This is a genomic window from Megasphaera hutchinsoni (genome assembly GCF_001553405.1).
GTDB lineage: Bacteria > Bacillota > Negativicutes > Veillonellales > Megasphaeraceae > Megasphaera > Megasphaera hutchinsoni.
Genome location: NZ_KQ960952.1, coordinates 80,258 through 94,065, shown reverse-complemented (window position 1 = coordinate 94,065; position 13,808 = coordinate 80,258). Strand labels below are relative to the sequence as shown.

The 13,808-nt window shown below is 39.0% G+C and carries 18 protein-coding genes; 2 read left to right on the top strand and 16 right to left on the bottom strand.

Going from position 1 to position 13,808, the window contains the following annotated elements; genetic code table 11:
- The first annotated feature begins 134 nt into the window (after positions 1–134).
- On the top strand, positions 135–629 hold the full coding sequence (locus HMPREF3182_RS04420) for an S-adenosylmethionine decarboxylase family protein (RefSeq protein WP_007391897.1): 495 nt from the start codon (positions 135–137) through the stop codon (positions 627–629).
- A gap of 33 nt (positions 630–662) precedes the next feature.
- Positions 663–1,268 (top strand): HD-GYP domain-containing protein, encoded by a 606-nt coding sequence (locus tag HMPREF3182_RS04415; protein ID WP_007391914.1) that lies wholly within the window; start codon positions 663–665, stop codon positions 1,266–1,268.
- A gap of 86 nt (positions 1,269–1,354) precedes the next feature.
- Here HMPREF3182_RS04415 and HMPREF3182_RS04410 read toward each other — a convergent pair whose 3' ends face one another.
- The 16 genes from HMPREF3182_RS04410 to cobK form a co-directional block, all read right to left on the bottom strand.
- Complete coding sequence (locus HMPREF3182_RS04410; protein ID WP_235808649.1) at positions 1,355–2,014, bottom strand: ComF family protein; 660 nt, start codon at positions 2,012–2,014, stop codon at positions 1,355–1,357.
- Positions 2,008–4,152, bottom strand: a complete 2,145-nt coding sequence (gene recD2, locus HMPREF3182_RS04405; protein ID WP_062485684.1) for an SF1B family DNA helicase RecD2 — start codon at positions 4,150–4,152, stop codon at positions 2,008–2,010. The genes HMPREF3182_RS04410 and recD2 overlap by 7 nt, the downstream gene beginning before the upstream one ends.
- Before the next feature lie 14 nt (positions 4,153–4,166).
- On the bottom strand, positions 4,167–4,421 hold the full coding sequence (locus HMPREF3182_RS04400; RefSeq protein ID WP_007391896.1) for a chorismate mutase: 255 nt from the start codon (positions 4,419–4,421) through the stop codon (positions 4,167–4,169).
- 111 nt (positions 4,422–4,532) lie between these two features.
- Positions 4,533–5,261, bottom strand: coding sequence for a YebC/PmpR family DNA-binding transcriptional regulator (locus tag HMPREF3182_RS04395; RefSeq protein ID WP_062485682.1), 729 nt, complete (start codon positions 5,259–5,261; stop codon positions 4,533–4,535).
- A gap of 15 nt (positions 5,262–5,276) precedes the next feature.
- Positions 5,277–5,849, bottom strand: coding sequence for an RNA methyltransferase (locus HMPREF3182_RS04390; protein ID WP_062485680.1), 573 nt, complete (start codon positions 5,847–5,849; stop codon positions 5,277–5,279).
- Entirely contained in the window at positions 5,849–6,583 is a 735-nt protein-coding gene (gene trmD / locus HMPREF3182_RS04385; RefSeq protein ID WP_062485678.1) for a tRNA (guanosine(37)-N1)-methyltransferase TrmD, read from the bottom strand. Before trmD ends, HMPREF3182_RS04390 begins: the two co-directional genes overlap by 1 nt.
- Positions 6,580–7,083 carry a ribosome maturation factor RimM gene (rimM, locus tag HMPREF3182_RS04380; protein WP_007391925.1) on the bottom strand — a complete coding sequence of 168 codons (504 nt, stop codon included), beginning with the start codon at positions 7,081–7,083 and terminating at the stop codon, positions 6,580–6,582. Before rimM ends, trmD begins: the two co-directional genes overlap by 4 nt.
- A 6-nt stretch (positions 7,084–7,089) precedes the next feature.
- Positions 7,090–7,497: a YlqD family protein gene (locus HMPREF3182_RS04375; RefSeq protein WP_062485676.1), complete on the bottom strand. Its 408-nt coding sequence runs from the start codon at positions 7,495–7,497 to the stop codon at positions 7,090–7,092.
- An 8-nt stretch (positions 7,498–7,505) separates the two neighbouring features.
- Positions 7,506–7,733: a KH domain-containing protein gene (locus tag HMPREF3182_RS04370; RefSeq protein ID WP_007391943.1), complete on the bottom strand. Its 228-nt coding sequence runs from the start codon at positions 7,731–7,733 to the stop codon at positions 7,506–7,508.
- A gap of 13 nt (positions 7,734–7,746) precedes the next feature.
- Entirely contained in the window at positions 7,747–8,016 is a 270-nt protein-coding gene (rpsP, locus tag HMPREF3182_RS04365; RefSeq protein ID WP_007391911.1) for a 30S ribosomal protein S16, read from the bottom strand.
- 33 nt (positions 8,017–8,049) lie between these two features.
- Positions 8,050–9,405, bottom strand: a complete 1,356-nt coding sequence (gene ffh, locus HMPREF3182_RS04360) for a signal recognition particle protein (protein WP_007391928.1) — start codon at positions 9,403–9,405, stop codon at positions 8,050–8,052.
- 10 nt (positions 9,406–9,415) lie between these two features.
- Positions 9,416–9,742: a YlxM family DNA-binding protein gene (gene ylxM, locus HMPREF3182_RS04355; RefSeq protein ID WP_007391903.1), complete on the bottom strand. Its 327-nt coding sequence runs from the start codon at positions 9,740–9,742 to the stop codon at positions 9,416–9,418.
- Between the two features lie 74 nt (positions 9,743–9,816).
- Positions 9,817–10,452, bottom strand: a complete 636-nt coding sequence (locus HMPREF3182_RS04350; RefSeq protein ID WP_007391891.1) for a precorrin-8X methylmutase — start codon at positions 10,450–10,452, stop codon at positions 9,817–9,819.
- A 3-nt stretch (positions 10,453–10,455) separates the two neighbouring features.
- A complete protein-coding gene (locus HMPREF3182_RS04345; RefSeq protein ID WP_062485674.1) occupies positions 10,456–11,835 on the bottom strand; it encodes a cobyrinic acid a,c-diamide synthase CobB in 1,380 nt (459 codons plus the stop codon).
- Positions 11,822–13,042, bottom strand: coding sequence for a bifunctional cobalt-precorrin-7 (C(5))-methyltransferase/cobalt-precorrin-6B (C(15))-methyltransferase (locus HMPREF3182_RS04340; protein WP_062485672.1), 1,221 nt, complete (start codon positions 13,040–13,042; stop codon positions 11,822–11,824). Before HMPREF3182_RS04340 ends, HMPREF3182_RS04345 begins: the two co-directional genes overlap by 14 nt.
- Positions 13,039–13,803 carry a precorrin-6A reductase gene (cobK, locus tag HMPREF3182_RS04335; protein ID WP_062485670.1) on the bottom strand — a complete coding sequence of 255 codons (765 nt, stop codon included), beginning with the start codon at positions 13,801–13,803 and terminating at the stop codon, positions 13,039–13,041. Before cobK ends, HMPREF3182_RS04340 begins: the two co-directional genes overlap by 4 nt.
- Positions 13,804–13,808: the final 5 nt, after the last annotated feature.

Sequence of the window (13,808 nt, the reverse complement as noted above, 5' to 3'; positions counted from 1 at the left end):
ATTTTTTGCGTATCTTTTTTTGTGTGCTAGCCTTTTTTATCTTTTATCAAGACTTCACTTTGCTTCTAAAAATACGTTTACAAAAAAGCTGAAAAAGTATATAATAAGTTGTAAACATAGTACGGGTGGGATTTATGAAAAACACATTAGGTAAACATTTGATCATCGATTTTTACAACTGTAAGGTCAATTTAACCACTCCTGATGATTTAAAGCCTTTGGCTCAACGTGCATTGGAAGTCGTTCAATTACCCTTATTAAGTTGGCAATCTTATCCTTGTAATGGCGATCTAGTAGGTATCGCTATCTCGGAAAATGCACACATATGTATTCATTTTTATACGATTTTATCCTATGCAGCTATCGACATTTATAGCTTTAATACAGACTTATCTATCAACCATATGATGGGATCCTTAAAGTTACTTCTCCATTCAGATAGTATTAAAGCCACCAGTATTCGTCGTGGAGATTTTGGCATCATTCGTGATATGAAGCCCAAAAGAAGAACTAAAATAACCCCTATTCGACGCATGAAAACAACGGGATCAAAAATTCGAAAAACAAGTGTAACCATGTTTCACATGTTACGACATCCACACCAATCTCACCGCAAAAAAAGAAAATAGTTTTATGTCATCATTACAGAAAGGGTCTGTGTTATGTATATGCTATCATTAAATCAGTATGCTGGAATCGCCAAAGAAGAACTAACTTCATTGGAAACAATTACAGCCGAACTGTTAAAATTCATTCAATTAAAAAATCAACGCTTATATATGCACAGCCTACAAGTAGCTAATTACAGTGTCAGTATAGCAACTAAATTAGCCTTGCCCAAACGTGAAATAGACCAAATAAAACATGCCGCCTTATTACATGATATTGGTTTATTATTTCTATCTAATCAATTGTTATCCAAATATCCCTATTTAAATCGAACGGAAAAATCACTTTACAAGCGTCACGCAGTAGCCGGTAGCAATATGATAGAAAACATCCCTTGTTGTCAGGATATTATTCCTTACATTCGTTCACATCATGAACGGTGGGATGGTTCTGGATTTCCTCGTCATTTATGCGGTTCTAATATTCCTTTTGGTGCCCGTATCATTGCCGTGGCAGATTATTATGACACCATCATTAATCCTGCCGCTCAATTTTGGGCAAAAACCAAACAACAAGCGATTAAAGAATTATTTAGTGCCTCTGGATTATTATTTGATCCAGAAGTAGTAAAAGCGTTTATTGAAATATTAGGAACTTAATTACTGTTATATATACTTATTTTCAATCCCCCACATATATTTAAAAAATATATGTGGGGGATTTTTTCCTACCCATAGTCTCTTTATCACGGGGCATTACTCGCAACGACTAAACCAGTCACTGTCGAAGCCCCATGTTTTTTTAATACACTAGCACAGGCCTCCATCGTCGCGCCAGTTGTATAAATATCATCCACTAAAATAATTTTTTTCCCGTATATAGCCTTTATGAAAGAACCCTTCATAGCAAATGCACTTTTTAAATTCTCCTGACGTGCCTTTCGCTTAAGGCCATATTGTTCTTGTGTTTTACGAATACGCTGTAACCCATCTAACCAACAAATTCCCTGTCGTTTTGCCCAAGGACGAAATAACCATTCACTTTGATTAAATCCTCTCTCCGCTTGTCGTTGCCATACTAAAGGAATTGGCATAACAAAAGAATATAAACACAATCTATCAATAAAGGGAAATGAATCTAATAATTCCTGCCATGCTTTTTGATTACCTAAATGCCGCCGATATTTTAACCGTCTTAACCCTCGCCCCACTGGACCACGATAAGAGGCTACACAATAAACACTATCAACATGTGGAATAGCACTTGTTCGTTGAATTCTTCTCCCCATCCCCCATTGCCGACGACATGCATTACACCATGTTTCTCCCCATAATAACGAAGCGCCACAACCTGGACAAAGGGACGGATATAACATCGTCATAATATAAGATCGCCAATTTACCATAATTCTTTCCCACGTAAACGTTCTGCTAACAAAGTATACCTCTGATTATTTCTCACGTTAGTAACTGCTCGTTGTATTGCTGCTTCCATGCCTACTAAAATGACTCTTTTTTTTGCTCGTGTTACAGCCGTATAAAATAAGTTGCGTTGCAACATAATATACTGGCTATTTACAAATGCTAAAATCACGGTTCCATATTCACTCCCTTGACTCTTATGAACAGTCGTAGCATAAGCCGGTGTTATTTGCGAAATATCTTTACTCGTATACGACACATCCCGTTCAGCAAACCGAACAAAAACACGCTCCGCTTGAACTGAAAAAACAGTGCCCATATCGCCATTAAAGATACCTTCATCATAATTATTTTGTCGCTGCATTACTTTATCACCTACACGAAACGTCCACTTTTCTGTACAATATTCACTCTTATTCGGCTGCGAAGGATTATATTTTTCTTGAATCAACGCATTTAAATTGTCAACACCACAAGGATTTTTATACATAGGCGATAATACTTGCACGCTAAACAAATCATCCTCTTTTTTCATGATTTCGCCATATAAAGCAGTAATCTGTGCTGCCCCTTCTTCTTCTGAATCAACTTCAATCCAAGTAAACTCAGAATCTTCGTTACAAATAGGAAATTGACCTTGATTAATTAAATGTGCATTTGTCACAATACGTCCACCATTTTTCTGCCGAAAAATCGTTTTTAATCGCACTACGGGAATTTGTTCTGACCGAATCAAATCATGTAATACACGCCCTACACCAACTGAGGGTAATTGATCGGCATCTCCCACAAAAATACATCGGCATCCTTCAGGTAGAGCTTGAAATAAATGATAACACATATTCATATCAAGCATAGATACTTCATCGACAATAACTAAATCTACCGAAAGCAAATTATCTTCATCATATTCAAAAGATTTACCATTGGCACCTAATAAGCGATGTACAGTTTCCGCCTTATGCGATGTTGCCTCATGTAAACGCTTCGCTGCACGACCAGTCGGTGCACATAAAGCAATGCGTTCCTGTCGTTGTTCTGCTAATTTAATAACCGCTTGAATAATTGTCGTTTTCCCTGTACCAGGCCCCCCCGTAATGACCAATATAGGAGAACGAACAGATGCTTTTACAGCTTGTTGCTGTTCTTTTGCCAAGGTAAAATCAGATTCTTTTTGCCACGTTTTCAAGAATAATTCAACACCACACATATTCTTATCCCGGATCTTACTCATTTCACGAATACGCCGTGCTACGGCTACCTCTTCGCAATATTTTTCTATTAGATATACATATACCTGATGTTGATATTCTTCTGTTTTTAAAAACTGACCTTCCACTAGTGACGTTAATGTATCCGCCACTACCGCTTCTTCTACATGTAACAACTTCACCGTTTCTTGTATCAATAATTCTTGCGGTACACATACATTTCCATTGTAAGTTTCTCCTTCCAACACATAATACAACGCTGCACAAATTCTTTTTTTATGATGTGTATCCATTCCATAAGCCAAGGCAATTTTATCAGCCACAATAAAACCAATACCTTGAATATCTTGTATCAAACGATAGGCATCTGTCTTTAATACCTCTAATACATGTGACTCATATGCATTAATCAAGTGGATAGCGTACTTACCTGAAATACCATGTTGTTCTAAGTCCAGTGCTAGTTGATAATCCCATTCTTTATCCGCTAAAGCTTTTCGTATACTTTCCAGTTTTTGTTTACCCATACCTTCGATTTGGAGTAACCGTTCCGGCTCATTCTGCAAAATATCCATAGCCTTATTGCCAAAAGTATCAACAATACGTTGTGCCAATACCGGACCCATACCTGGTATATACGATGAGGCAAGAAAACGCTTCGTTCCTTCAAGTGTATCAGATACTAAAATTTGCCACGCTTGAGCAGCTATTTGTCGCCCATATTTGCGATGTTGTACCCACTTACCATGAACGCGTATACGTTCACCTACCGTTACAGCACGCCCCGATCCCTTCACAGTAACTTTTTTGGGTCCACCGTCTTGTGACATAACAAAAATATAAAAATCTTTTTCTTTAGATATAAACAGTATCCGTTCTACAATTCCAACCCACTCATTTAGTTCACTCATATATCCTCCTGAAATTAATACTCCCACGCCCTACTTTCAGCAAGAATTTGCTCATATATATGTTGAATAGACTGAACCAACTGGCGATTCTGAACTACCATTGCTATCCCTTCCAATACCGCTTGCTCTCGCTTCAGATCCTGCACACCTAAATCCGCTTTTTGCTTATACTTTCCTACCTGTTCAACCACGGCAAACCGCTGTTCTAACAACGCTATAATTTGTTTATCCAACGCATCTATCTCATTTCGATATGTTAATAAATTCATATGCCTCCCCTTTTATACTTATATTATATGCTAAAACCTTTTCATTGCCTATTTTCTACAAACATAAAAATAGGTGAGGTACATACCTGCACCCTCACCTATTTCATTTTTTTATTCTTCTGGAAAATCCCCATTGTGATACACATCTTGTACATCATCTAAATCTTCTAATGCATCAATGAGTGTCTCCATTTTTTCTGCATCTTGCTCATTTAATGTAATCATAGTATCGGGAACCATCGTAATTTGTGCGTGTTCTGTTTCAATCTGATGTTCTACTAATGCCTGTTCTACCGCATCAAACACATCTGGAGCCGTAACAATTTCAAATTCATTATCTCCTGTTTTAACATCATCTGCACCTGCATCTAACGCCACTTCCATAACCGTATCTTCGTCCGCTTGTGTTTTCGATACGATAAATATGCCTTTGCTATGAAACATCCAGCCAACACATCCTGTTTCACCCATACCGCTACCATATTTTGAAAAAACGTGACGCACTTCAGCCGCGGCACGATTCCGATTATCTGTCAATACATTTACCGTAACAGCTACACCAGCTGGACCATAGCCTTCATACACGATATCTTCATATTTTTGTCCTTCTGTCGCACCTGCACCTTTTTGTATAGCCCGTTTAATATTATCTTTGGGAATATTATTTTCTTTTGCTTTTTGCAATGCTAATTTAAGGCGCATATTACCAACGGGATCGGATCCTCCCATCCGTACAGCAATAGTAATTTCACGACTTATTTTTGTCGTAATCTTTGCACGAATCGCATCATTCTTACCTTTTTTACGTTTAATATTAGCCCACTTTGAATGTCCGGACATATATACTTTCCTCCTTTATTCCCACCACGAAGAACCAGCTAAGCGGTCTAAAATAATAGCTGCAGCTGAACGAACAGATAAATGGTTATATGTTCCTGTTCCGTGAATAGGTTCTAATATAAAATCAAATTCTTCCATCACTTCTTTTGTCATACCATATCCCGTTCCCAGTAACACCAAGATGGGACGTCCATCCGTTTCCCGTCTCTTCCGTAATTCTTTATACGAAATAGACTGAGCATATGTACGTGCATCCGTAGTAACCACGTACGGTCGTACACCTTCTTCACACGTAATCATATCTACAGTTTCTTGTATCGTTGCTTTAATATCAACGATATCAAAAGCCTGTGTCCGATATCCATTATACTTTCTACCTACGGGACTTTCCCAAAAGTTCATAATCTTATGAATCATATCCACCTGTCCTTGAACATAATGAATAATAATATATTTTTTTACGCCATACGTCTTCGCTGATCGGGAAATATCATGCAAATCATAATTCGTTATAGCGGTTGTAATCACATCAAAATTTTTATCATACACCGGATAATGTACTAACCCAACATACAAAGGTGACAACATTACTCTATCTCCTCTTTCTCAGAACTGAGCCATAGACGTTCTTGTGGCGTCAATGAAGCGTGAATCAATAAATCTGGTCGCAACATAGCCGTTCGCTGTAACGAAGCTTGGCGCCGCCAACTAGCTATTTTTTTATGATCACCATTACATAAAACATCTGGAACAGCCCATTGTCTAAATATAGATGGTTTGGTATATTGTGGACATTCTAACAATGATGTATAAAATGAATCATCTGTAGCACTAGCATGCGTTCCTAAAACACCTGGAATCATACGTACTACCGCATCAGTAACTACCATCGCTGGAATTTCACCACCCGTGAGAACGTAATCACCAATTGAAATAACTTCATCAACTAATTCTGTTTCCACACGATAATCCACACCTTCATAATGACCACATACCAAAATCAACTGATCATATGTAGCTAATTCCCTAGCCTTTTGCTGTGTAAAAGGGCATCCCGTTGGTCCCATAAAAATAATGCGTCGTTTCTCCACACTACGCCGTACCACTTCAACTGCCGTAAATAAAGGTGCCGCTTTCATCAACATGCCCTGACCGCCACCATAAATGGTATCATCTACCATGCGATGTCGATCATAGGTAAATTGCCGTGGATTAGTCACATCTAAATCTATCACCCCAGATGCCACTGCACGTCCAATAATACTATGCTGATAAAAGGCTTGAATAAAATCAGGAAATAAAGAAATAATATCTATTTTCATGCTTCCACCCATTCTGGAGGATCTAATACCACTTTTTTATGTTCTATATCAATCTCTTTGACAACCGATGGAATAGCCGCAAATAATTGCTCTTGCCCGTCATCGTCTGTCACCACATACACATCATTGCTACCTGTTTTTAATACCTCTGTAAGTACTCCTAAATAAGCATTTTGTGTATCATATACACTTGCACCAATAATATCAAATATATAATACGTACCTTTAGGCAACGGCATAAGCTCTTCACGTGGGACTTGTAATGCTTGCTGTACTAACAATTCTGCACTATTTCTATCATCAACCCCGGCAAATTTCATTAGCACAACGCGTTTATGAAAACGAGCGGCCATTACCTTATAGCGCCGTCCGCCAATATATCCATACTTCATTTTTAAAAACCGCTCGGGAAAATCCGTATCTGGATATATACGAACATCACCCCGCACACCGTGCGGGGCAACAATTTGACCAATGGTAAATAAATCTAAAGAAGCCATCGTATACTATTGACGAATAGCAATGACTTTTCCATCTTCCAATAAAACTTCTACCCTTGTCATTGCATCTAAATCATCGCCCACTTTTACTTCTACCATTTGTTCTGTCGTACCTTGTACAATTTCTGAACCAATTGTCAGCTGTTGAGCTGCATCGCGATCATTTTCACCTTTAGCACGTGCTGTTAACAAACGTTGTTTTTGTTCTTCCACTTGAGAGCGTAAAGAAATAAGCCCTTGTGCATCAATTTTCGCTTGTTCTGCCATCATGCGTTTTGCTTGTTCTTCTAAATTTTGCATTTCACGATCGATATCAGCTAATGTCTGATCAACATTGTGCAAAATTTTTTCTTTTAAAGATTGTGTCACCTTTGCTTTGACCGTAACAGGCACACGTAATGTGATTCGATCCATTCTTCCTCCTATACGATATCTAAGGATACCCTTTTATTCGCCTTCACCGCTGCCGCTTTGACAACAAGGCGAAATGCTCTCGCAATTCTACCTTGCTTGCCAATAACTTTTCCCATATCACCGGGAGCGACATGAAGCTCATATACTTCGAGGCCTTGTTTTTGAATTTTAGTAACTGTAACTGCATCTGGTTGTGTAACCAATGCTTTAGCAATACCTGCAATTAACTCTTCCATAAGTCTGCCTCACTTATTTTTTAGATGCTTCAAATTGAGCCATAATACCTGCTTTTTTAAACAAAGAACGAATCGTATCCGTTGGTTGTGCACCTTTACCGAGCCATGCCAAAGCTGATTCAGCATCAATGGTTAAACGAGTTGCTGCATCTTTAGCAGGATCATACGTGCCAATAGTAGCTACAGGACGCCCATTATTACGAGCATTGCGTGAATCTGCTACAACCACACGATATACGGGTTTCTTTTTAGCACCTAAACGGGCTAAACGAATTTTAATCATATTTTACTCACCTCCTCTATAAAATAATTATATTCAAAAAGGAAACTTCGGCAAAAATCCAGGTCTTTTTTTACCACCTTGCATTTTTTTTGCTTGTTTCATCATTTTTTGCATTTCCACAAACTGCTTTAATAATCTATTTACATCTTGTACGCGTGTACCGCTACCTTTTGCAATACGTCGCTTTCGACTATCTTTTATCAATAGTTTAGGATTCGGACTCGTCCGTTCTTCTATCGTCATTGAAGTAATAATCGCTTCAAGATGTTTAAATTCGCTACCATCCATATTAACTTTTTCTAACTCTTTTTTATATTTGCCAATACCTGGGATGAGTCCCAATAAAGTGCTCATATTTCCCATTTTTTTCAACGTTTGCAAATGACCCAAAAAATCTTCAAATGTATAGGATCCACTGCGTAACGTTTTTTTCATCGTTGCCAATGATTCTTCATCAAATGCTGCTTGCGCCTTTTCAATAATAGTTTCTACATCACCTAAATCCAAAATTCGCGAAGCATATCGATTGGGATGGAATTCTTCTAGCCCATCTAATTTTTCAGAAACCCCAATGAATTTAATAGGCTTCCCTGTAACGGCTTTAATAGATAACGCCGCTCCACCACGAGCATCACCATCCAACTTTGTCATAATCATACCGTCAATCCCTAATGCTTCATCAAACGCTGATGCTGCCGTTACTGCATCTTGTCCGGTCATTGCATCAACAACCAATAAAATTTCATGCGGATGTACGGACTCCCGAATATGCTTTAATTCATCCATCAACATTTCATTTATATGCAGCCGCCCAGCTGTATCAATAATAACGGTATCACGTAAATGAGATGTAGCATACGAAATAGCACGAGAAGAAATACCCACCGGATCTTGACAATCCTCTTCTGTATAAACAGGCATATCTAATTCCTGCCCTAATACTTGTAACTGCGTAATAGCTGCGGGTCTATATACGTCAGCTGCCACTAATAAAGGCGTCTTTCCCTTACGTTGTAATTGCTTCGCCAATTTAGCGGCCGTCGTAGTTTTCCCCGCCCCTTGCAAACCAACGAGCATAATAATCGTCGGGGGCTTAGAAGCAACCATAATTCGACTCTGTGTGCCCCCTAATAATTCTGTTAATTCATCTCGTACAATTTTAATAACCGTTTGAGAAGCATTTAAACTGCCAAAAACTTCTTCCCCTACGGCTTTTTCTTTAATTCGATTAATAAAATCTTTCGTAACGGTAAAATTAACATCGGCTTCTAACAATGCTCTACGCATTGCCTTTAATACTTCTTGAACATCTTCTTCCTGTAATTTACCCTTGCCACGTAATTTTTTAAATGCTTCTTGAAACCGCTCCGATAAATTCTCAAAAGCCATATGCTCTCCTTTATAAGTCTACCGCTTCTAATAGCTGACAGACTTTCTTGATATCTGGTTTTTCTTGTCGTAACAAAGCAAGGCTCTCTTCCCTTACTCGCTTTATCTTATCTTGCTTATCTAGAAAACCTAAATGCAATTCATAATTCTCCAATATCTGCACAGATCGTTTCACTAAATCATATACCCCTTGACGAGATATTGCTAACGCTTCACTAATTTCACTTAAAGACCAATCTTGCTCATAATACAAACACATACATTTTTGTTGTTTTGCTGTTAATAACATACCATACAGATCTAATAATCTACCTCTGCGGATCACATCTTCTACCATATACTCACCGCCCTAGTTTTGATTGCTCATTAAGTGTAGCAAAAAAAGAAAATGGTGTCAAGTATTTTTACTTGTCACTTTGTTTTTCTTGTCAGCATATAAATTAAAGCATTACAAATAGCCGCTGCAATCGGACTGCCTCCCTTGCGCCCTCTCGCCACAATAAAAGGAACGCCGCATTGCATAATTCTTTCTTTAGCCGCCACTACATTCACAAAGCCAACGGGTACCCCGATGATCAGTGCTGGTTTTATACGACCGCACTTGATATGCTCTTCTAAGCGCAATAAAGCGGTCGGTGCATTGCCAATAGCAAAAATAAGCGGAGTCGTTATGTGACACGCTTTATCAATAGCTGCCATCGCCCGTGTCGTCCCCTTTTCTTTCGCCTTTTTCGCTACCTCTGCATCGGCCATAAAACAATATTTTTGACATCCCAACTGCTGTACCCCAGCCGAATTAATTCCCATCAGCCCCATATTTGTATCGGTAACAATCGTCGCTCCCTGTTGCAATGCTTGTAAAGCCGATGACACCGCATCTTCACTAAAACATAACGTACGTGCATATTCAAAATCTGCACTCGTATGAATAACCCGTTTAACAATAGGAGCTACTTTCTCTGGTAATATAATCTCCCCTAATTCAGCTTCAATAATTTCCATACTCCGTGCTTCAATATCTTGAGGCAATACATATTCAATATCCATACTTTACAACCTCCCCTGTTGATACCGCCAACAGTTATGAATAAACCGAGCTGCTCCTACTGGATTTCCCCATAAATGCAAATGTGCATAACTTGCAAACAGTGTTTTTGTTCCGTGTCCTAACAACCAATGGGTTGAACGTGCAGCTTTGATAGCTAAACAAGCCGCACCATTATTTGTCGTATCGGAATAATGAAATTCATGTGCTGGCCAACACATCCCTTTTTTTCCTAACGCGGTATCCTTTAAAAAATGAAGCGTTTGATAACCAAAACGTACTAACCGAGATTTCATTTCACCCGTTCCCTCGATTAAACCACTCCACGTATATGATTTTTCTTGCGACTGCCATGTCGATAACAAATATAAAAAGCCACCGCATTCAGCAAAACAAGGCATTCCCGACAAAAGTGCTACTCGAATACGACGTTTCATACTTATATTATCTGCTAATTGTTCCGCATATAATTCTGGATAACCCCCACCTAAATATATACCATCACAATCGGGCAAATGTAAATCACGCAGAGGACTAAAAGGTACTAATGTCGCCCCTAATTGTTGCAATAATGCTAAACTATCGGCATAGTAAAAACAAAAAGCCTCATCTTGTGCCACCCCAATACGTACAGCAGCACTAGTGGTATACGTAAAAGAAGGATAACGTAACGTTCTCGCTGTGCGTGCCAGACCAACTAAATCGTCTAAGGCCAATGTCTGCTCCGCTTGCCGGCGTAATCGCTGTATCTTTTCCTGCAATTGAAACATATCATAAGGTGTGACTAGACCTAAATGTCTACTTTCTATACGACATTCTTCTATATCAGGCAAATACCCTAAAGCCCGTATACCCGTACAAGATTCCCACTGTTCTTTAAAATACATATAAACCATAGGCTTACACCGATTTACGATAAAACCTACAATATGACTCTTATTCGGACCTTGCAAAAATCCCTGAATTACCGCTCCTAACGAAGCAGATGCATGCTTTCCATCTACCACTAAAATCGTCGGTAACTGCAACGTATCTGCCACTTCATACGAAGAAGCTTCACGCGATGTTCCTACTCCATCAAAAAAACCCATAGCCCCTTCACAGATAGCAATATCTGCTTGCTGAGCATGTGTCGCAAATAAATACATTGCTCGTTGTCTACCAATGATACCTCGTCCTAACAAAAATAGATCTAAATTATAAGACGGCACATGTAATACCGTCTTATGAAATAAGGGATCAATATAATCAGGTCCGCTCTTATATGCAACTACACTATGACCACGTGCTTTTAAAGCAGCTAATAACGCACACATAACCGTAGTTTTACCACAGCCACTATGTGTCCCCGTTACCATCAAGCGAGGCACATTACAAGTCACCATGACTGACCTCCTTATATATTGCCCGCATAATGTATACAGGATTGTGTCCAATCATCATATGAGCTTTTGCAATTAACCTAGAACGCGAAGCTTGTATTTGCGTAATATCTACACTATATTCATTTCTTTCTTCATAATACGACAACACATGCTGTACCGTTTCTAATGTAATCGCCGTAATAACTACCTGACACTGCTTATTTTTTTCATATATACTATCTAAAATATCTCGCATATACCCCTTTGTTCCACCAATAAAAATATAATCTGGTATAGCCTGTATAGATGAAAAAGCAAACGGAGCCATCCCTTCTACAACAGTCACATTAGTTAAACCAAATCGCATTATATTTTCACGAGTCAACGCCTGTGCTTCCGGATCACTTTCTATCGCATAAACATGTCCTGCCAACGCTTGCCTTGCTAATTCCACCGTACAAGCTCCTGTTCCCGAGCCAATATCAAATACGGTCGCTCCCATCGTAACTCCCAACTTAGCCAAAGCAACGGCCCGAACCTCCTGTTTCGTCATCGGCACATGACTTCGTAAAAAAAGAGAATCATCTAATCCATATCGAGGAAATGAGGGTATACATGTCGGCGTATAAGAAATTAGTAACACCGAAGGATCACCAAAGGGACAACTGCATAATTCCTCTGCCTGTCCTTCCATTAATCGTTCCGTTTTATAGGATAAATTTTCACCTGCATATACCTTCAATGCACCTAATCCATGTCTACATAACTCTTGACAAATAGAGGATACGGTCTGCGATCCACCAGTCAAGCAAAAAACCTTTGGATGTGCCATAACAGCAGATATAATATCCGCTTGACGCCCATGCCTACTTACAGTAAACACATCTTGCCAAGGAATTTGCAATAATGACGCAAAATAAACCAAACTGCTAATACCACAAATACGACGTACCGCATGCTTTGGAAACTTGGTCAACAAAGAAGCTAAACTGTAAAAGCCTACATCCCCCGATACCAAAATAACTACCACTTCGTCTACGAGTGTTTTTACATAATCATAAATATCACTCGCTCGTGTCGAGATATAAACTTTTTTCTCTGTCGTATCGACCATACGAACTAATCGTTCCGCTCCAATAACAATCGTGCTTTGTTTAATTATTGACACTGCTTCTTGTGTCAATAATTCAGGATTTCCCATACCCATACCAACAATAAAAATACTCATATTGGTCCTCCTATATTGGGAAAATAACGTTGAACTTTGTCTACGATCTCCCTATATAAAATGCCGTCTTCTTCCGTTCGTTTTAATACCATCAGCAAACTTCCTACTTCCTTTGCAGCTCTTACCTTTTCAGGAAAACCGCCAGTAATACCTGAATCTTTAGTGACAACATACATAGCTTTGCACTCCTGAAACATCAACTGATTTAACGCTTGAGAAAACGGTCCTTGCATGCAAATAATTCGACTAGGAGGAAACCCTAAAGTCAACGCCTTGTCCAATGATAGACGTGACGGTAAAATGCGTAAAAAAATCCGTTTCTGATAATCAGGCAAACGTGCAAAAAACTCCAGGTCTTTACTACCGGTAGTCAAAAATATATTTCCCTGCGTATGACTTAATACTTCTACCGCTTCTGTTGCAGAATCCACCGTAAGCCAATCCCCCGTTTTACTTTTAGGTCGAACCACACGGATATAATCATATCCTCCTCTTTTGCATGCTTGCTGTACATTAATCGTCACTTCACGGGCATATGGATGTGTTGCATCAATCACCAAAACTGGCTGATATTGTACTAAAAAAGCATCCATTTCAGCTACCGCTAAGCGACCAACAACCACCGTAAGATACGATAATGAAGGTAAAACGGCAGCACCATAACCCGTTGCTACTGTAAGTATCACGGGAATATGTTGCTCCGCTAACCAACAAGCGATCTTTCTACCTTCCGTTGTCCCCCCTACAACCCATACTGCCATCTTAT

Coding starts and splice junctions, on each gene's coding strand:
- cobK (WP_062485670.1), bottom strand. CDS start 13,803: ATGGCAGTATGGGTTGTAGGGGGGACAACGGAAGGTAGAAAGATCGCT.
- HMPREF3182_RS04370 (WP_007391943.1), bottom strand. CDS start 7,733: ATGGAAGAGTTAATTGCAGGTATTGCTAAAGCATTGGTTACACAACCA.
- HMPREF3182_RS04400 (WP_007391896.1), bottom strand. CDS start 4,421: ATGAATTTATTAACATATCGAAATGAGATAGATGCGTTGGATAAACAA.
- recD2 (WP_062485684.1), bottom strand. CDS start 4,152: ATGAGTGAACTAAATGAGTGGGTTGGAATTGTAGAACGGATACTGTTT.
- HMPREF3182_RS04390 (WP_062485680.1), bottom strand. CDS start 5,849: ATGTTGTCACCTTTGTATGTTGGGTTAGTACATTATCCGGTGTATGAT.
- HMPREF3182_RS04340 (WP_062485672.1), bottom strand. CDS start 13,042: ATGAGTATTTTTATTGTTGGTATGGGTATGGGAAATCCTGAATTATTG.
- HMPREF3182_RS04420 (WP_007391897.1), top strand. CDS start 135: ATGAAAAACACATTAGGTAAACATTTGATCATCGATTTTTACAACTGT.
- rpsP (WP_007391911.1), bottom strand. CDS start 8,016: ATGATTAAAATTCGTTTAGCCCGTTTAGGTGCTAAAAAGAAACCCGTA.
- HMPREF3182_RS04350 (WP_007391891.1), bottom strand. CDS start 10,452: ATGGATATTGAATATGTATTGCCTCAAGATATTGAAGCACGGAGTATG.
- ylxM (WP_007391903.1), bottom strand. CDS start 9,742: ATGGTAGAAGATGTGATCCGCAGAGGTAGATTATTAGATCTGTATGGT.
- HMPREF3182_RS04345 (WP_062485674.1), bottom strand. CDS start 11,835: ATGGTGACTTGTAATGTGCCTCGCTTGATGGTAACGGGGACACATAGT.
- HMPREF3182_RS04415 (WP_007391914.1), top strand. CDS start 663: ATGTATATGCTATCATTAAATCAGTATGCTGGAATCGCCAAAGAAGAA.
- ffh (WP_007391928.1), bottom strand. CDS start 9,405: ATGGCTTTTGAGAATTTATCGGAGCGGTTTCAAGAAGCATTTAAAAAA.
- HMPREF3182_RS04375 (WP_062485676.1), bottom strand. CDS start 7,497: ATGGATCGAATCACATTACGTGTGCCTGTTACGGTCAAAGCAAAGGTG.
- trmD (WP_062485678.1), bottom strand. CDS start 6,583: ATGAAAATAGATATTATTTCTTTATTTCCTGATTTTATTCAAGCCTTT.
- rimM (WP_007391925.1), bottom strand. CDS start 7,083: ATGGCTTCTTTAGATTTATTTACCATTGGTCAAATTGTTGCCCCGCAC.
- HMPREF3182_RS04395 (WP_062485682.1), bottom strand. CDS start 5,261: ATGTCCGGACATTCAAAGTGGGCTAATATTAAACGTAAAAAAGGTAAG.
- HMPREF3182_RS04410 (WP_235808649.1), bottom strand. CDS start 2,014: ATGGTAAATTGGCGATCTTATATTATGACGATGTTATATCCGTCCCTT.